Annotated in this window: 14 protein-coding genes; 5 read left to right on the forward strand and 9 right to left on the reverse strand. The window is 45.6% G+C overall.

Annotated features, from left to right (window positions below):
- Positions 1–247 precede the first annotated feature (247 nt).
- From ABDV94_RS12960 to ABDV94_RS12975, 4 genes are all read left to right on the forward strand, one after another.
- Positions 248–658 (forward strand): VOC family protein, encoded by a 411-nt coding sequence (locus ABDV94_RS12960; RefSeq protein ID WP_343747616.1) that lies wholly within the window; start codon positions 248–250, stop codon positions 656–658.
- A gap of 5 nt (positions 659–663) precedes the next feature.
- On the forward strand, positions 664–1,029 hold the full coding sequence (locus tag ABDV94_RS12965; RefSeq protein ID WP_343747617.1) for a DoxX family protein: 366 nt from the start codon (positions 664–666) through the stop codon (positions 1,027–1,029).
- A gap of 27 nt (positions 1,030–1,056) precedes the next feature.
- Positions 1,057–1,860: a DUF3050 domain-containing protein gene (locus ABDV94_RS12970; RefSeq protein ID WP_343747618.1), complete on the forward strand. Its 804-nt coding sequence runs from the start codon at positions 1,057–1,059 to the stop codon at positions 1,858–1,860.
- A 242-nt stretch (positions 1,861–2,102) separates the two neighbouring features.
- Positions 2,103–3,392, forward strand: a complete 1,290-nt coding sequence (locus ABDV94_RS12975) for a T9SS type A sorting domain-containing protein (protein ID WP_343747619.1) — start codon at positions 2,103–2,105, stop codon at positions 3,390–3,392.
- 158 nt (positions 3,393–3,550) lie between these two features.
- On the opposite strand, the gene ABDV94_RS12980 is transcribed toward ABDV94_RS12975, so the two are convergent.
- The 9 genes from ABDV94_RS12980 to porU all read right to left on the reverse strand — a co-directional run bounded on the left by ABDV94_RS12980 (position 3,551) and on the right by porU (position 18,067).
- Positions 3,551–6,616, reverse strand: a complete 3,066-nt coding sequence (locus ABDV94_RS12980; protein WP_343747620.1) for an efflux RND transporter permease subunit — start codon at positions 6,614–6,616, stop codon at positions 3,551–3,553.
- 12 nt (positions 6,617–6,628) lie between these two features.
- Positions 6,629–7,672 (reverse strand): efflux RND transporter periplasmic adaptor subunit, encoded by a 1,044-nt coding sequence (locus ABDV94_RS12985; RefSeq protein WP_343747621.1) that lies wholly within the window; start codon positions 7,670–7,672, stop codon positions 6,629–6,631.
- A gap of 11 nt (positions 7,673–7,683) precedes the next feature.
- Positions 7,684–9,039: a TolC family protein gene (locus ABDV94_RS12990; protein WP_343747622.1), complete on the reverse strand. Its 1,356-nt coding sequence runs from the start codon at positions 9,037–9,039 to the stop codon at positions 7,684–7,686.
- Positions 9,040–9,088: 49 nt separating this feature from the next.
- The gene (locus tag ABDV94_RS12995) at positions 9,089–9,709 is read right to left on the reverse strand and encodes a TetR/AcrR family transcriptional regulator (protein ID WP_343747623.1); all 621 of its coding nucleotides are present in this window, start codon (positions 9,707–9,709) and stop codon (positions 9,089–9,091) included.
- A gap of 389 nt (positions 9,710–10,098) precedes the next feature.
- Positions 10,099–11,109: an 8-amino-7-oxononanoate synthase gene (locus tag ABDV94_RS13000; RefSeq protein WP_343747624.1), complete on the reverse strand. Its 1,011-nt coding sequence runs from the start codon at positions 11,107–11,109 to the stop codon at positions 10,099–10,101.
- A gap of 54 nt (positions 11,110–11,163) precedes the next feature.
- On the reverse strand, positions 11,164–12,261 hold the full coding sequence (gene bioB / locus ABDV94_RS13005) for a biotin synthase BioB (protein WP_343747625.1): 1,098 nt from the start codon (positions 12,259–12,261) through the stop codon (positions 11,164–11,166).
- Positions 12,262–12,396: 135 nt separating this feature from the next.
- Complete coding sequence (gene ispF / locus ABDV94_RS13010; RefSeq protein ID WP_343747626.1) at positions 12,397–12,873, reverse strand: 2-C-methyl-D-erythritol 2,4-cyclodiphosphate synthase; 477 nt, start codon at positions 12,871–12,873, stop codon at positions 12,397–12,399.
- Positions 12,873–14,141, reverse strand: a complete 1,269-nt coding sequence (porV, locus tag ABDV94_RS13015) for a type IX secretion system outer membrane channel protein PorV (protein ID WP_343747627.1) — start codon at positions 14,139–14,141, stop codon at positions 12,873–12,875. Before porV ends, ispF begins: the two co-directional genes overlap by 1 nt.
- Positions 14,142–14,200: 59 nt before the next feature.
- Positions 14,201–18,067 (reverse strand): type IX secretion system sortase PorU, encoded by a 3,867-nt coding sequence (porU, locus tag ABDV94_RS13020; RefSeq protein WP_343747628.1) that lies wholly within the window; start codon positions 18,065–18,067, stop codon positions 14,201–14,203.
- 158 nt (positions 18,068–18,225) lie between these two features.
- Here porU and ABDV94_RS13025 point away from each other — a divergent pair, with 158 nt between their 5' ends.
- Positions 18,226–19,191, forward strand: coding sequence for a type IX secretion system membrane protein PorP/SprF (locus ABDV94_RS13025; RefSeq protein ID WP_343747629.1), 966 nt, complete (start codon positions 18,226–18,228; stop codon positions 19,189–19,191).
- Positions 19,192–19,231 lie beyond the last annotated feature (40 nt).

Consider the following 19,231-nt stretch of genomic DNA (forward strand, 5'->3'; position numbering starts at 1 on the left):
TTTTGAGACGCCTCACGAAGGAAGTTATGTACTTAAAACAAGTAGCACCAAAAAAAATCCTGAAACAGAATTTTCGAAAAGATCGATCCACCGGAATTTCCACAGCAAGAGCATCAAATCATACTAACAGGAAATGTCTAATCACTCACTGAAACCTGCGCAGGACATTTTTTAATTGCCGAAAAGTGCTTTTTATACCTAATTTCAGCCTAAGTAGTTTTAATTTTACCACTCTTAACTGAATAAAATGACAAAAGAAATTTGGCTCAACCTGCCTGTTCGGGATGTAGAAGTGTCTCAAGCCTTCTTTTCAGCAATCGGATTTACACTCAAACCGGAACAATCTGCTCCGGGAGAAAGAGCTTGTTTCCTGGTTGGAAAAACCGTGGTGATGCTCTTTGCAGAATCCATTTTCAAGCATGTCAACGGTGGTTTGCCAATGAATGATACCCAAAGTACAGCACAAATGCTCATTTCTTTTGATGCGGAAAGCAGAGCAGAAATTGATGAGCTGGCTCACAAGGTGAAGCAGTCAGGTGGACACGTTTTTTCCGAACCTGCAGAAAACCAGGGCTGGATGTACGGTTTCGCATTTGCAGATCCTGACGGTCACCGCTGGAACGGGTTGTACATGGATTTTTCTAAACTCAACACATAGTGCCTATGAAAGCAGCAAAAATTACCTTTTGGGTGAGCACCGCTTTGATCGGTTTGTTCATCATTCCGGGAGTCTTTTTCCTCAACCAGCCTTTTGCACTGGAAGGAACCAAGCACCTGGGACTTCCTCTGTGGTTTCACTGGGAACTTGGAATCCTGAAAGCAATCGGAGCAGTGGTAATATTGTTACCTTTTTTCGGAAACCGCATCAAAGAATGGGCCTATTTCGGACTGTTCCTGGACGTTTGCTCTGCATGTTACGCACTTGCATGTGTTGACGGAATGAAAGGCTCCACCTTCTTTCCTCTGGTTGTCTTTGTACTTTTAGTCCTTTCTTACTGGAGCCATCACCGTATTCACAAAGTATTTTGATTTCATATTATTATTAAACATTCATCTATGAATCCAAAAATTGAACACATCCAATCCGGCCTGAACCATGTACGCTCTCAGGTGGTAAACCACCCAAGCTACCAGGCAATTCAGTCCATCGAAGACATCCGCTCTTTCATGGAACATCATATTTATGCCGTGTGGGATTTTATGTCATTGCTCAAAGCGCTGCAAAATCAATTGACCTGTACACAGGTTCCATGGTTCCCGGTAGGTTCTGCCGAAGTGCGCTACCTCATCAATGAAATTGTCTGTGGTGAAGAATCAGACCTGGCATCAGAAGAAGATGTCAGAAACGGTGACGGAATCCGCAAAAGTCATTTCGAACTGTATCTGGAAGCCATGGAGCAAACCGGTGCTTCCCGCGCAGGAATCGAGGCTTTGTTTCGTGAAATCCAACAAGGAAAAACGGTTGAACAGGCTATTGAGACAGTAAATATTCCAGAAGCGGCAAAACGTTTTCTTCGTTTTACTTTCGGAGTAATTGCCACCAATAAACCGCACATCATTGCCGCTGTTTTCACTTTCGGAAGAGAGGATTTGATCCCGAACATGTTCCACAACATCGTGAGCGATTTGAATGTTAAATTCCCCACTCAACTGGCTACATTCAAGTTTTATCTCGACAGACATATCGAGGTAGACGGAGATCACCACAGTCATCTGGCACTTCAAATGGTCAGTGAATTGTGCGGAAACGATCCTGTAAAATGGGAAGAGGCCGAGCGCTATTCCATCCAGTCGCTGGAAATGCGGAAACAGCTTTGGGACGGGGTCCTGGAGACCATCAACAAGCACCAAACAGCTTAATTGCAGAAAGAGGAATGAGGTTCATTCCTCTTTTTTTTGTACCTATTTTCAACAAAACGCCAAACGACTCTTTTATCGTTCAAACGAACAATTTAATCGCAATCAATCAGTTAACTTATTCTTCCTGCAATTTTAGGTGAACTACAAATCTTTTTCTGCACTATCACGGCTGAAAACCGTGTTTATCAGAATGAAATTAGACTAATTTTAACCGCGAAACTACAACACACAACTCTTAACAAATGCGTATCTTACTCTCTCTGACTTTTGCGTTGGGAATGCTTACCGCGTATTCTCAGGCGACCATCGAATTCCGAATATCAACCGTCAGCAACAACCTCGATGACATGGACGGTTTCTTGCAAGGCGACAGCGACCCGGTCTGGGAATTCGAAATCCTCGACGGAACAACCAACCTCGGAAGTTCTTCTTATGCTATCACGGCAAACTGCCCCGGAACCAGAACAGTCAACAACACCTTTGCTTCCCGCAACTACAACTGTGCACTTCCTGCGAACTTTACTTTCAGATGGAGAGCCTATGAAGACGACGGATGGTTTTTCGGAGAATTGACGGAAGCAAACACCGGCTGGCAGTCACTCACAGTTCCGGCAGGAGCACTCACGGCAACATCCTTTACAAACATTGCGACCTATACGGCAACTGCAAGCGGAGACAATTGCAGCGGTGGCGGTACCGTGACCTGGGGAATCACCTTACAATACCGCATCACTGGAAGCTTCCTCACCAATACGGCCCCTACTTCGATCACGGCTTCGAGCATTTTTGTGCAAACCGGGCAGAACGTCATGCTGACACAAGTTGGCGGAAGCATCCTGAACGGAGCAGCCAATTATACCTGGACAACCGGAAGTTGTAACGGACCAATTGTAGGAACAGGACCGGTTTTGATTACTGCAGTTCCCGGAACAACTACGTATTATGTGAAATCGGCAGGAACCTGTACTACGGCTTGTACGTCCATTACCATTTCTGCATCCGCGCTGGGCGTAACCCTGAGTGATTACTACTATTTGTGTTCCGACGGTCAGATCGGTTTTTACTGGCGCACGGAGTCTGAGGCGAATAATGACTATTTCGAAATCCAACGGATGGAAGCTCCTGAGGTTTGGACAACCATCAGTACCATTAAAGGACATGGTAACAGTTCTGTTACACATCAGTATGAATTTGAAATTCCATCGACAACCGAAAACAACGATCATTATTATCGTTTGACCCAAGTAGATAAAGATGGTATGCATACAGAATACGATCCGTTTTATGTTTCCTGTAAAACAAATGTGAAAGAGATTTCGGTTTTTCCGAATCCGAATAACGGAACCTGGTCTTTGTCTCCGTATGAAAAAGATTTGCAGCTTGTTGCTATCCGCAACCAGCAGGGACGATTGGTTCCTTTCGAACAGCAAGATACAGAGATTCAATTGCTCGATCCGGTAAGCGGTACTTATTACATCGAATACATTTCCGGCGGACAGCAGGTCGTAAAGAAAGTAATCGTTGAGCGTTAAAAGCGTTGATTGAAAAAATGAAAAGCAGTTCGAAGGACTGCTTTTTTTGGTTGTGAAAACCGTTTTCCGTGCTATCAAAAAAGGCTGAAACAGAAATTCCGTCTCAGCCTTTTTCAGGTATACCTGCTTCAGAACAGCAAACTGCTTTTCGTGACAGGTCAGATGCCTTCTTCTACTTTTTTCACGTCCACTTTCGGCGGAATCAAGCGGTAAATGATCGGTGTTACGACTCTCGAAAGCAGCGTCGAACTGATCAACCCTCCGATGAGTACAATCGCCAAAGGTGAAATCAACGGGTTGGTAGAAATGGCTATTGGTATCAAACCTCCGATTGCCGTGAGTGATGTGAGTACAATCGGCAGGAAGCGTACTTCTCCTGCTTCGCGGATTGCTTCATCAAGTGATCTTCCTTCTTCCCGCAACTGATTGGTAAAATCAACCAGCAAAATGGAGTTTTTCACCTCGATCCCCGCCAGGGCAATTAAACCGATTACTGCAACGAACGACAGGGAATTCCCGGTCATCCACAATGCAATCACTGCACCAACAATTCCCAGCGGAATCACGGACAATACAATCAGCGTACTTTTGAAAGTCTTGAAGAGCAGGATCAACACCGCCACAAACAGGAACACCGTGATCGTGATAATGGTGTTGAATCCGCCGAACGATTCATTGCGCGATTCGTATTCACCTCCCATGACGTAAGAATATCCGTCAGGAAGTTTTTGCTGATCCATCCTGGTAATGACATCCTTAATCAGGTTATCAACCAATACACCTTTCTGAGCAAAAGCACTCACGGAAACCGTCCGGATTTTATTGTAATGGTTAATGAAAAGCGGCGAACTTTCCAGCTGCAACGTGGCAATCTGGGAAAGCAAAATCGCTCTTCCCTGCTGATTATTGATGTACAGCTGATTAAACACATCCAAAGTGGCATGTTCCCCCTTATGGGTTGTGAGCAGCATGGAGTATTCGTCGTTGTTTTCATCCGAGAAGGTTCCCAAATCCACTCCGGCAATTGCCAAACGCACCGTTCGGTCAATATCCACCGTGTTGATTCCAAGTGCACGCGCTTTTTCTTTCGAAATAACCAGTTTGAAATCCGATTTCAGGTTTCCAACCGGGTTGTTCACATACATGGTTCCGGGAGTTTCTTTCAGCAATTTCTCTACCTGCTGGCTCAGCTTACGCAAGGTATCCAGGTTATCACCGGAAAGACGCACTTCTACAGGAGCTACAATCGGCGGGCCTTGTTCGAAATTCTTCACTTCGATTTTTGCGCCGGGATATTCGTTGAAGATTTTCCGCAGGTGTTCTGAAATTTCCTGCTTCTTCTCTACTCCCGTATGTTTTTCCAGCTGAACAAAAATCTGTGCAAAATCCGAACGCTCGTTTTCCTGCGCCACGTTGTAGTATACCGGAGGATTTCCCTTTCCGACATTGGCTGCATAGTATTCGATTTCCGGAATTTTGGACAATTCCTTCTCTACGTATTTTGAAATTTCATTGGTGTGCTCCAGGTTCGTCTGTAACGGCGCCACCACATTGACCATGAATTGCGGTTTTTCAGATGCCGGGAACAAACTGAAACCGATCACGGGAAACAAAGCCAAAGAACCAGCGAAGATTCCCACCGCCACCAACAAGGTAATGATCGGTCGTTTCAATGCTTTATCCAACAATACCGAATACGTTCCGGAAATCGCTTTTTGCAAAGCTCTCAGGAAAATGTTTCCGTCGTGCTGTCCCTGATGCTGTTTCAGCAAACGGCTTGAAAGGAACGGAATGATTGTCAGGGAAACCAGCATGGATGCCAGTACACTCGCAATTACCGCCATCGGCAGACTCCGGATAAAATCTCCGGCAACTTCCGGCAGGAAAACCAACGGCAGAAAGGCAATGATCAAGGTCACCGTACAACCAACCACCGAAAGTCCGATTTGTTTGGTTGCCATCAAGGTAGCATCCATTCGCGAATATCCTTCACGCAGCCAGCGTTCGATGTTTTCCACCACCACGATGCTGTCATCGACCAGCAAACCAAGCGCCACAACCAATCCCACAATACTCAGCTGATTGATGTTGTAGCCCATGACGTTCAGTAATACCAAACCGATTGCCAGGGAAAGCGGAATGGAAATCATCACGACCAATGATGCACGTCCGCCCAGAGGAAGCAGTGTGATGGCAACCAGTAAAATTGCGATGAGGAAATCCACTCCCAAACCGCCCAAACGGCTGTTTACATTGTCTCCCTGGTCAAAATGCGTCACCATATCGATATTGGATGGAATCTTTTTGTCAAACTCATCCAGTACCTGCTGGTATTTCTCCTGTGTTTTCGAAATATTGAACCCTTCTTTCTGTGCTGCTACTACGAACACACAGCGGTGTCCGTTGAGGCGCGTAATGTGTTTCGTTTCCGAAAAATCATAATAGACATCCGCCACATCTTTGAGCGGAATGGTCTTTCCTTCCGAAGCGTATATAATCGTATTGGCAATCTCATCCAGCGACACGTAGTTTCCACTCGTTTTCACGTTCAGTGACTTCGTTCCTACATGGATACTTCCACCCGGAATGTTCGCAATTTCGCTCTGTAATGTTCCCACCACCGCATTTAGCGGAATGTGCAGCTGTGCCAGTTTGTCCGTTCTCAAATCAATGCGTACCTGTTCGTCCGATAAACCGTGAATCTTCACGTTCTTCAGTTCAGGGAGTTTTTCCAGTGCTTCCTGTAAATCTTCGGCTGTTTTTTTCAGGCTTTTGCGCGATGCATTTTCACTGATCAAAGCCGTTTGGATCACGTTTACGTCAGAAGCAACGAGTTTTTTCACTTCGATGCTCAGGATTTCAGCCGGGAGTTCGGAACGCATTCCGTTGACTTCCCGCGTCAGTTCCTGGTATTTTTCATCAACATCCGATTCGTATTTGTATTCCACCGTCAGGATGGCAATCCCGTCTTTGATCTGGGTTTTGATCCGCTTGATGTTTTCCAGGCTGTAGATTTGTTTTTCGAGTGGTTTCACCACCAGTTCTTCCATGTCCGACGGACTGGTTCCGGGATAAACCACAATGACCGGGAACATCGGGGAATTGGTCGTAGGGTCTTCGCTTCGCGGCATCGTCAGGAGCGTGTTGACTCCCAGGGCGATCGCCATGACAAACAACACCAGCGTGAACTGGTAATTGCGTACTGCGTATGTTGCTATTTTCATGGTCGGCCGGTTTTATTTTGCTGAAATAGCAGATTCTTCATTCAGGTAAGGACCTCCGGAAACCACTACGTATTGATACCCTTCCAACCCTTCGGAAACTTCCACGACGTTCTGGTTCAGGTTTTCCACTTTCACAGCTACTTTTTTCACCGTTTTGCGGTCGTTTGAGACAAATACGAATCCTTCGTCCGCATTTCCGTCCAGCAACGCTTCGTATGGAATTTTCCAGTTTTCGGAAGTCTGTGACAAGTGGATTGTTGCTTTTCCGAAGACACCGCTTGCCAACCCGGCAGGAAGTTTACCTTTCAGTTCCAGTTCCACAGTAAAGGTTCCGCTATACGGGTCAATGCTCTCCGACTTGCGGGAAACACTTGCCTGCACCTTTGCATTCTTGAAAATATCCGATTCGATCTCTGCAACATCACCAATTTTGATTTGACTCCACTGGCGGTCGCTCACCCCAACTTTCAACTTAAATGCATTCGATCCGGCTCCGTTTGTCTGAAACACGGGAGTTCCACTTGCTACCAATTGTCCCTGGTTGGCCATTTTTTTCAGGATAAAGCCATTGGAAACCGCACGGATTTCGGAATATTTCAGATTGAACATAGCAGACTCCAGCTGTTCCTGCGCCACATCAAAAGCTGTTTGCGCATTCTGCATCTGTTCCAGCGTTGCAAAACCATCTTTTTGCAGGTTCTTTGCACGTTCCAAATCGCGTTTTGCTTTCTCAAGTCCCAGTTTTGCCTGGCTCACGGTTGCTTTTACCAGTGTAAGATCCAATGTTGCAAGCAGTTGTCCCTTGCTCACTTTATCTCCTTCTTTCACGTATAATTTCTGGATCACTCCTCCGGAAAGAAACGACAAATAGGTTTCATCATCCGTTGTAAACTGCCCGGATACGTGAATCTCTTCACTGGAATTCATTGCTTTCAACGATTCCAGCTTTACAGGAATTACTTCTACTTTCGGAATTTCATTCGTAGCCTTTTCTTTTGAGCCACAGGATGCCAGCAAGAAAGAAAGTGCCATCCCCGATGCTATTATTTTTTTCATAGTCAATGAGTTTAATGATTGATATTCAATGGATATGTCGCTGCTGCCCGCTCAAGTTCAGCCAGTGAACTCAAGTAATTCTGGTATTGGATCAGGACAAACAATTCAGCATTCGTTACCTGATTGGAGGCATCGATAAACTCCAGCTGATTGGTTAATCCTTCCCGGTTTGCGCCGGAAACCAGTGCAAAATATTCTTTGGAGGTTTCAAATTGCACTTGAGCAGTTTCCCAGTTTTCTTTTGCATTCAATGCATTTCTCAATGCTTGCTGACGCTGTAGCTCGAGCTGCTGCGATACCTGGTTGAGCTGCAAACGTGCGTTTTCAATTTCGTAGCGGGTTTGTTTGATCTGCTGCTGATTGCGTGAACCGTTGTAAATCGGGATGGAGGCCGAAACACCGAACATGTAGTAGGCCGATTTTCTGCTCACCTCCCAGTTGGTTCCCTGGGAACCCAGATCCAAAAACGCATTGATTTTCGGAACCCAGTAGTTGCGGTTCATTTTCAAGACCGATTCCTGAATTTCGATCGATTGATTGATCAGTTGCAACTCTTCGCGTTCCTTTACAGCTTCTGTTTCCAGCTGCGGAACGGCATTTGCGACTTCTTCCAGTACTACAGGTGCATCCAGCGGACGGTTGATCAGGAAATTGAAATAGGCTTCGGCATTCTTCTGCTGGTTTTTGGCCGTCGAAATCGAGGTGTTGATCTTCATCAGCTCGGTTTGGGCTTTGAGCAAATTCACTCTCAAACCTTTTCCCTGTTTGATCAACGCTTCATTCAGAGCCACGTTTTGCTCCAACGATTTTTTGTTTGCCTCATATACCTCTACCGATTTGGAAGCCATGATCACGTTGTAATAAGCCACCTTGATGTTTTTCACCAATTCGCGGGCATACACCTGCATATCGATCGTGCTCAGTTCCACTTTTTGCTCCTGGATACGCTTGTTGGCATAAATATCTGTGTTCAGAAGCGGAACCGAAGTCCGGATATACGTATCGTAGAAATTATTGGGCAGGAAGTTGATTTGCTGATTCTGAATCTGTGGAAACGCATTCGTTCCCGTCATCTGGTTCAGGGTCGAATAAACCGGGTTCAGCATGTTTCCAACCGGAAGTTCGGCATAACGTCCTCCTTCAGCGCTGGTATAGGAAGCGTTGAAGTTAACAGACGGAAGAAAATTACTTTTTGCCGTATTCAAAGCCGTCAGTGCCTTATCCAGTTGCACAGAACGCTGTTTTAGCACCAGATTGGAGTCCAGTCCCTGCTTGATATAAGCATCCAAAGCTCCTTGAGACCAGGATTTTGGAAGGAAAAGCACGCTTCCGATCCCGGTCAGTATGATAATCATTTTCTGTTTCATAATAATCATTGTTATTTTAATAAACAGTGTTAAGTAATTATTAAAAAAATTAGTTCCCGAAGGCATCCAGCATTTTTAAGAACTCAGCAAAAGCAAGATCTACAATTTGCTCACTCTTTTCTTCATCCAACACTTTGCAGCGTCCGCGGTCGTATAAATTACACATTCCGTGCAGTGTTGCCCACAACAAATAAGATCCGGCTTCCACATCATTGAACGGGAGATAGCCCTGCTCGATGCATTGTGCTACCGAAAATTTCAATCCATCGAATGTTGTCTGACCTTCCCTCCACACGTCATGGTCTTCATCCAGCTTATTCATAGGCGATTTCTGGACGAACATCAAATCGTAATAGTCCGGATGATCCATCGCAAACTGGATGTAGACACGCCCCATGGCCTTGATGCGTTCAAAAGGATTTTCGACTGAGTTGAGTACCTCCATTTTACTCCCCAGCAGATAAAACCCTTCCGTGTGCAGCGCATACAGGATTGCATCTTTGTCTTTGTAATACAAATAAATGGTTGTGGGACTGTATTCAATTTTCTGGGCAATGGAACGAATGGAAGTCTGATCGAAACCTTTCTCCAAAAAAACTTCCCGGGCAGCTGTCAGGATGCTTTTATGCAGTTCTTCTTTTTCCCGTTCCTTACGTTCGTTAATTCCCATTGTCACATTTGAATGATGCAAATATACTTAACACTGTTAAGTTTCCAAATTTTATTTCAAAAAAATTGCCCGGAAACAAAAAAAGCTCCCTAAGGAGCTACGTAATAAGCGCTTAACCTGGCGCGTTTCCTGGAACACTGTACCTGAAGCGCAGTAAGGTATTCCATTTTTTTTAATCATTCCAACGGAGGCAACACCAATTTCCCCACAGATGTACCATTCTGAATAATGCTTAATCCCAAACCTTCTATTTGCGGGAATTAATCGAACATTTAGCTCGTTACATTTAAACGGAGTTCGTTTGTGAAACGCAAAGAAGCTAAGAGCCCAAAGGTTTTACTACCGGCTTCAACCTTTAGACGTACCCACTGGAAACACCTCGTATCCTTTTATCTTAACAACGAAATCAATCGATCAATTTCTTCCACCGTATTGAATGCATGGATGCAAAAGCGCAGACGTTGTGTTCCGGCCGGAACAGTTGGCGGAAGAATGGCTTTTACCGCGAAACCGGCTTGCTGTAATGCTGCTGCTTTCAATTTACAAGCTTCGGGGTCTGAACATGCTACGATTTGAATCGGGGAACGCGGGGAACTGATCCTGGATGGAATCTGTGATGCAAACTGTATGATATTTTGTTGCAGCTGTGTGCGCAATTCCTCCGGTTTACTCAGCTCAATCTGCCGGAGGATATGCTCATAAAAACTTACAGGCGGTGCAGTGGTGTAGATAAACGAACGCGCAAAATTGACCAGGTACTGCCGCACCTCTTCCGAACAACAGACAGCAGCGCCGTGTGCTCCATAAGCTTTCCCGAAGGTGAACAAGCGAATAAATACCTCATCCTGGATGCCCAATTCATGACACCAACCCTTTCCTTCTTCTCCGAAAACGCCTCCGGAATGGGCTTCATCAACGATCAGAAAAGCATCATATTCCCTGCACAAACGATTTATTTCGACCAGAGGAGCCAAATCACCATCCATGCTGTAAAGTGATTCTACAGCCACGAAAACGCTTCCCTGCGCTTTTTCCAGCTTCCGTTTTAAATCTGCCGGATCGTTGTGCTTAAAGGAATAGGCATTGGCAAAACTCAACCGGATGCCGTCACGCACCGAAGCATGCACCAATTCGTCGTACAAAATAGTATCTCCTTTTTGCGGAAGCGCAGAAAACAGTCCGAGGTTGGCATCGTAGCCGGAATTAAAGATCAATGCAGACTCATTTTGAAAATGTGCCGCAACCTGTTGCTCGATCGCTTCAACAGCAGCTGAATTTCCGGAGATCAAACGCGATCCCGTACTTCCCATGAGTTCCACCGCATGAGGAATCCGCGCCAGCCCCAGGTAATCATTCGACCAAAAATCGGCCAGGCCATCAAACGACAAAAGGGAGCGCAAACTCCCCTTTTCCTGTCTATCTTGTAATCGTTTTTGAAACTTTGATTTCATTTCTTACGAAAGTGTTGTCACTTTTCTCGGAGTAAATCCGGCAGAAGCAACTTTCGCTTCAGCCAATTCCTGCGCTCGCTGTGCCGCTTTTTCCTTTTTCGCTTCGATGATCGGATCTGGTTGTGAAACCGGTTTTTCTCCGTCAGCAAAAGCTTCTTTCGGGATCAGACCCAAAATCTGGAACATTTCCTTATCCTCGTTAAACTCCGGGTTCGGCGTTGTCAGCAATTTATCTCCTGCGAAAATAGAACCTGCTCCAGCCATGAAGCACAAAGCTTGTCCTTCCATGGACATTTTCGTTCTTCCTGCAGACAAACGAACTACCGCTTGCGGGAACACGATGCGTGTTGTTGCCACCATGCGGATCATTTCCCACTGTTCAACCGGTTTCTGATCTTCCAGCGGCGTTCCTTCAACGGCAACCAATGCATTGATCGGAATCGATTCCGGCGGGTTTTCCATTTCCATGTAGCTCATCAACAAACCAATGCGGTCTTCGATTGCTTCCCCCATCCCGATGATTCCTCCGGAACACACATTGATTCCTGCTTTGCGGGCATTGTCAATCGTATTCAGACGATCTTCGTATTCACGGGTGGAGATCACATCTCCGTAAAATTCTTTGGATGAATCCAGGTTGTGGTTGTATGCAAACAAACCGGCATTCTTCAAACGCTTCGCCTGGTCTTCGTTCATCATCCCCAGGGTACAGCACACTTCCATATCCAGGTCGTTTACTGCTTGTACCATTTCGATCACGGAATCAAAATCCTTGTTGTCGCGCACTTCTCTCCATGCAGCTCCCATACACAAGCGTGACGAACCGTTTGCTTTTGCATTCTTCGCCTGCTCTACCACTGATTCCACTGTCATCAGTTTGTGAGCTTCCACGTCTGTGTGGTAACGCGCAGCCTGCGGACAATAACCACAATCTTCCGGACAACCTCCTGTTTTGATACTCAACAGGGAAGACATCTGAACTTCTCTCGGGTTATGGAATTGACGGTGAACCGTTGCTGCTTCGAACACGAGTTCCAACAAGGGCTTGTTGTACAATTCCAATAAACTTTCTTTGGTTTTATATGCTGGATTTACTTTCATTCTAGTTGAATTGAGGGAACAAATATACAAAGGATGCTGCGCCTGAAGTTTTCAGCAACCGATATTTTTTCGACAGTTGTTGATAACCCGGAACGGAAAATACAAAAATCAACTTGATTTACAGCCTATTACTAACTATTTAGACAACAAACAAACTGCATATGCCTTCACCGCTTCCCCGGCTCCGAAGGAATCCACTTTCTCGTGAGTTGTTGCCTTGATTGAAACGCGGTCGGTGTCCGTTTCAAGGATTTCCGCCAGGATTTCCTGCATTTGTGGAATGTGCGGGTTCACTTTCGGCTGCTCCAGGATCACCGTAGCATCGATATTCACCACGGAGAAGCCTTTTCCCTTAATCAGGTCCATAACGTTTTTCAGCAGGATTTTCGAATCGATACCCTTGTACTTCGGATCGGTATCTGAAAAGTGAAAACCGATATCACGCAGGTTCAAAGCCCCGAGCATCGCATCGCAAATAGCATGGATGAGTACATCTGCATCGGAATGACCAACGGCACCAAACGAAGAAGGGAGTTTTAAACCTCCCAACCAAAATTCGCGACCTTCTTCCAAACGGTGAACGTCTACACCAAAACCTATCCGTATATCCATTATTCCGGTTTAGCTTTGGAGTCATTCGATTTATCACCCAATGCAAAACGAAGTGTGAAACGCATGGTGTTTGCCAGTGGGTTGTTTCTCTTCAATGCAGCCAGGTACGAGAAGTCGAAACTGAAAATATTGTATTTGAATCCAACACCCACCGTAAAGAACTGGCGGCCTCCTTTGGAAACATTTTCGTAGAAATATCCTCCGCGCAATGCGAAAATGTCGTTGTACCAGTATTCCAACCCGGAACCGATCATGATCTCACGCAACTCTTCAGCCAGTTTCGATCCTTTTTTCACCTGGTATGTTCCGTCGCTGTTTTGAACAGCGTCTCCGTTGCTATCTCTGATCACCGTTCCCGGTGCATCGTAGAACGACTGAAGCATTCCTGCAATAACACCTACGTTACTGCTTTTCCCGGAAATCAAGGTCGTTTCACCATTAATTTTTTCATATACTGCCGGAGTCGGAACCAACATTTTGGAAACATCCACACTTACCGTCAATTTGTTGTACTTATCGATTTTCGCCGTGTACGCGTTACCGATTTTCAACGTGGTCGGAAGGAAATCACGGTCTGCAGTCTCTGTATAAGAAACCTTGTTACCAATGTTCACAATCGTTACTCCCAACGAGTACACCCCGTTTACTTTGAACCAGTTGATGTCTTCTGTTCTGAATGCGTAAGAGATATCTGCAATACCTGCAATCGCCGCTTTTGTTTCAGCTCCCGGAGTAACCAATCCACCTGTCAGGTTGGAATAAGCAAACTTCCCGTTCACCCCGATACTGTGTTTTTCTGCCAGTTTGAATGCATAAGCCAAAGTCAGCTCAAATTCATTCGGCTTGAAATCGCGGATGTAATTGTTATTCGCATCCGTAAAAGTGATTTCTCCCAAACTGAAGTAACGGAGAGCACCACCGACTACGTGACGACTCCCTACACGTGCATAACCGGAAAGGTAAGACAAGTGCATGTCGTTTGTCAACTGGCGCAGCCATGGTGTGTAGCTGATGCCGATCTCGGACTTATCCTCTGCGAAATTCAACATCGCCGTATTCCACATCACAGAAGACGCGTTCGGGCTCAATGCTGTTCCCGCATCCCCCATCGCTCCTGATCTGGAGTCCGGGTTGATTCCCAGGAAAGGCATTGCCGTGGTAATCGTGTTTAATTGAATGTCTTTTTGAGTAACTCCTTGTCCACTTGGCTGTGCGAAAGATAGATAACTAACAAAGATTGTGAATATTAGTAACTTATGTGATAACATGAATTATTTCAGTTTTAATTGTGACAAAAATACGCAAAACTTACACTTTTATTGTGTAACTATTTCAAAAGAACCAACTTTTCCATTTTTTGAGCCTTCTTTCCATCCGGCATGGTGACTTTCAACTGGTACACATACACGCCTTTAGCCAGCTGATCACCAAAGTCGTCACGTCCGTCCCAGGAAATTCCTTCGACGCGGAATCCGTTGGTTGGAACCAATTGATTGATTGTTTTTACCAAACGTCCGGAAACCGTATAGATATTGATTTGTGTTTCCAGTGACGCACAGGACTGGTTGTGTTCGTACATGAAAACGGTATGCGTTGTGAACGGGTTCGGATAGTTCAATACGTGATCCAGCTGCACATCCTGATCTTCAGTTACGGTGAACTCCAAACGAACCGTACTGGAGTTGTTGTTTACGTCCCACATTTTGACATCAAGCGTGTGCGCCCCCACAGAAAGGTTTCGCAGCGTGTATTGCAGTTTCCCGTTTTGGTAGCTGTCCAGATTCGATTTGTAGTACTCGTTCAATACCATCGGGCTTCCGGTGTTTCCGTCCAGAACCGCCGTGATGTCGTGCCCGATTCCGTTTCCAACCGTGTTGATCCCGTTCTCATCGTATGCTTCCACCACCAGCAAAGGATTCGCACTTGAAATACTCCCGTTTACAAACGAATCGTCATTCAGGTAAATTTTCAGTTCCGGCCCCACATTGTCTATCGGTGGATTCGGGTTGATTCCTCCAACGATAAACGTGGTATCCCAACCGTCCGCATCGACCACTTTGTTGTCTGCATAGTAGCTGATTTTTCCTCTTCCGTAGTTGAAATCGATGTCTTTCGGAACCACGAATTCGAATTTAAAATCTCCGTTGGTTACCGTCGCCCGCCCTTTGTACAAGGCATTTTTTTGCGTTTTGAAGGTAATAATCGGAGAATTCGGGTCGTTTCCAAGCGTCTGAACGCTTTTCGGTTTATCAAAAATGGTCGGAGCCAATACCCCGTTGAAATCCGTGAGTTTATTTCCGGAGTAATCTTCCAGGTGGCCTACCACATGCATTTTGGTCAAAGCCTTCACCGTATCCGCTCCCATGGAAAGTGGCTTATGATTGATCGAATCCGTTACGATTTTCCATTTCGGCAGATCGATTTTCAGAGCAGGGTCACCGATCAGGTTGAAACATCTTCTGTTGTCGGACGAACCGGAAGTATTTTTGGTTCTGCGCATGATTTCCCCGTAAGGAAGCGCATCGTAATTGGCATCGCGTTCTACCACGTGACTGAACAAGCTGGCAACTACCTGCGTGTTAATCGAAATATATACCGAACGGGTGGTTGTCATCAAACAGATGGAACCTCCTTTCGGGTTCAGTGAAATCAGCTCTCCGATCGATTCCCGGGAAGGGTCATCAAATTTCGTAAACTCACACGTTGCTGTTACGAACAAACCGAGGCGATTCAGGTTCGTCCATGCGTTTACCTGCGGAATGGTAATAATGCGCTCTTCAGCCGCCCCCACTTCTCCACCGTGGCCGATGTAGTTGGTGATCAAACTTCCGCGCTCCACCCGATCCGTGATTGCTGTCACGACATCCGGGTAGCGGTGTCCGCCGGTTGTTGAAACCTGTGTGTAGGCATCCGAATAGATTTTCTCGCAGTTCATTTCGTTTGCGATAGACTGTACCTGGTTGAAAGCAGGCTCAGCATCGTCCGTAATAAACGTTCCGCCCTCTTCATCATCGGTGATATTCGTGTAAACCAAACGCCAGTCTCCGAACATGTTTGCCGCTTCATCAATACAACAGCTATTCTGATCACTCGAAGAGATCGGCGAATTGATTCCGTTTTTCATGTAGTGTTCGATCTTATCGACCTGTGTTTGAGCATGCGTACCAGTCGAAATCAACAAACGCCCCACTCCGATGTCCATCATATCCAAACCACTGATCGACTCGTTGTTATCGAGCAATCCGAAATAATCATCCGATACGAGGGCCGCAATGTGGTTCTCCGAATTCAGGAATTCATACGTTGGGATCATGTAATTGTTTCCAGCCACGCGGTTTTTCGGATCGTATGTTGCATCTCCAAACAAACACAGGAACTTTGGCTGCAAAGTCGTATTTCCTGCCGCACGATCATAGAACATTTTTACAAAGCGTCTGATTGCCGTTGCATCCTGGTTTCCGGATGAAAACTCATTGTAAACCTGCTCGATATCTACCACCACTGTCGACAGACCGGAATTGTCATGCAGATTCCCCAGGCGTTGTGCATGAGCTATGAACTGCTTTGGACTCAAAATGATATAATCATACTGCCCCAAAGCGTGCAAATCCTGGTTTTCAACTTGTTTAATGAATGTCGGTTGTAAAAAACCGGTTCCGCTGAAAACGATGAACTCGCGAAGGGTATCGGTGGCCTGACGGAAGGTAAACACACCACCGGTCAACGATCCCTGGATATCCTGCGGGTTGGTTTTAGATGTCACATCCCAAACGCGGTTTGAAGTGTTCATATTCACAATGGAGAAAGCACTCACATTTCCAGCACCAACTGAATTCACGTCTCGGAACAGCATGTTATTTCCGTAAAACACCAGACTTCTGCGCCCCACAATCCGGATGTAATCCAGGTAGGCTTTTACCGAAGGGCTCACCCTGTTCAAGGTAAAAACCAGGTCAATTGCCGCAGAAACCGGCATGAACGTGAAATCACCGGCATTGCGGATGTAATCGGCACTGGTAGAGTTCAAAGCTTCGTTGTCGACCTGCGCTCCGTTGTAAACCACCCGGAAACTGTTTCCTCCCGAACTGGAGTTGGATGCCACAGCATACTGCACTTCCATTTGGGTATTCACATCCACGTTCGGAACGCTGAATTTGAAAGTTTGCGTCAGGTTCGCATCAAACTGCTCGCCGTACCAGCGTTGTCCTCCCTGAACCAGGTTCACCGATTCATTTTCATGGATATCGTAATAAGTATATGAGTTGACCGTATTGGTTACTGGCAGAGATGTTTCCGGCAAACTTTGGATGCGCAGCGGTAAGTCTGACGCATCGATATGAATGAAGTAGGTGTTGACCGAGCTGTAAATGTGCATGTCGCGGTTGAAGTTTGTTCCCGAAGTACGCGTCCACCTGTTTGGTCCGGCACCGAAAAACAGGAAGTATTCGTCATCCGCAAATGCCGTGTCGGTATTCCCGACAAACTGGATGGCATTCTTCTTCAGATCATCCATATACGGAGCGCTGTTCATTTCAGAAAGTCTTCCGTCTGCATTTCCGTACAGGTTGATTGTTTTGGGATCCAGGCCGTCCATATCGACCCCCATGTTTTTGAAAAACGTTTTATCCATCTGGTAAACTCCGTCGGACGGAACCGAAATCTTATACCACAATCCGCTGTTCAGAACCGAATTTGCGGCATAGCTTTTCAATTGATTAACGGCAACCGGCTGGTTCGACAAGGTAATCCGCAATTTGTAGGAGACTACTTTCTGAAATCCGCCGGCAGTCTGGAAGTAAGGAATACACTTCGAACGGATGTAATTCTCATTCTTTCCTTTCGTGATTTTGGCTTCGATCTGTGCGGTAGCCGGAAGCGGCTCTTTGATTGCGTTCAGGTAGGTCGTTTCGTATGACTCCAGGCTTGCAGTCTGGACATCAACTATTTGCACCTGATACTGCCCCGATTTGAACTTTTGATGAAACGAATGAACGGGCAGCTGGTTTTCGAAATCTTCTCCCGAAACGAACGGTACGGTCATTTGAACATCATTGATGGTGAGATTACGCGGTTTTAACCATTCGATTTCAACAGCAACATCCTGAGCAGAAGCAACATGACTTATAAAAAGTAAAATGACGAGTTTGTAAAAATTGTTAAAAATGTAACTTGCTTGTGTTTTGTCGTTTTTCATAGCACAAAATTCGAAAACTAGATGAATGTTCACTCAAACGTATGAATTCTTTTTTTATTTTTGTGTTTCGGCGATTTAGTTGTAACCATTGTATTTTTTTTTCGTAACATTGGCGAACCAATGCTACTAATATATAGCTTGAAAATATTCTTAACCGAATGAGAAATATTAAACTATTGGCGTTTGTCGGTTGTCTTTTGGGATCATGTCAAATATACGCACAAGACCCGACATTTACGCAATTTTATGCAAACCCTCTGTACCTGAACCCTGCTTTTGCCGGATCACACGGCTGTGCGCGATTTGCTATGAATTATCGAAACGAATGGCCCAGCCTTTCAGGAAACTACGTCACTTACAGTGCATCCTATGACCAGTACTTCAAAAACATTTCCGGGGGAATCGGCATCTTAGCCACCCACGATATGCAAGGTCAGGGAACCATTAACACATCCATGCTCGGACTGGTTTACTCTTACCACCTGAAGGTAAACAGGAAGTTTGCGATGTTATTCGGTGTTCGCGCTGCCTGGTACCAAAAGTTCCTGGACTGGGATAAACTAACTTTCGGTGACCAGATCGACCCTCGCAGGGGATTCATTTATCAAACCGGTGACTTGCGCCGCGGGGGTTCCAGAGGATTCTTCGATGCATCAGCAGGTTTTGTAGGATATTCGAAACACTTCTTCTTCGGAGGAGCGGTACACCACCTGAACATGCCAAACGAATCGGTGATTATCGGAAACTCTCCGATGCCGATGCGCTTCACAGGTCACATCGGTGCTGAGATTCCGCTTGGAGGAAAATCGAAATACCAGAATACGACTTCGATCATGCCGAACATCATCTACCAATACCAGCAAGGTTTCCAGGAAATCAATATTGGTACCTATATCAAATACGGGGCATTCAATGCCGGTGCGTGGTTCAGAAACAGAGATGCCTTTATCCTGACAATCGGGATCCAGACACCTTCTTTCAGAATCGGGTATAGCTATGACGTAACTGTTTCACGACTGAACAATGGGGTATCAGGTGGTTCTCATGAAGTTTCCCTGGGTATCTTTACCAAGTGTAAAGGTCCGGTGAAAACATTCAAGACAATCTCTTGTCCTTCATTCTAAATATTTTTTGTAACCTTTTGTTGATAATCCGTTTATAAGC

Origin of the sequence: Fluviicola sp. (genome assembly GCF_039596355.1) — a bacterium.
Classification (GTDB): domain Bacteria; phylum Bacteroidota; class Bacteroidia; order Flavobacteriales_D; family Crocinitomicaceae; genus Fluviicola.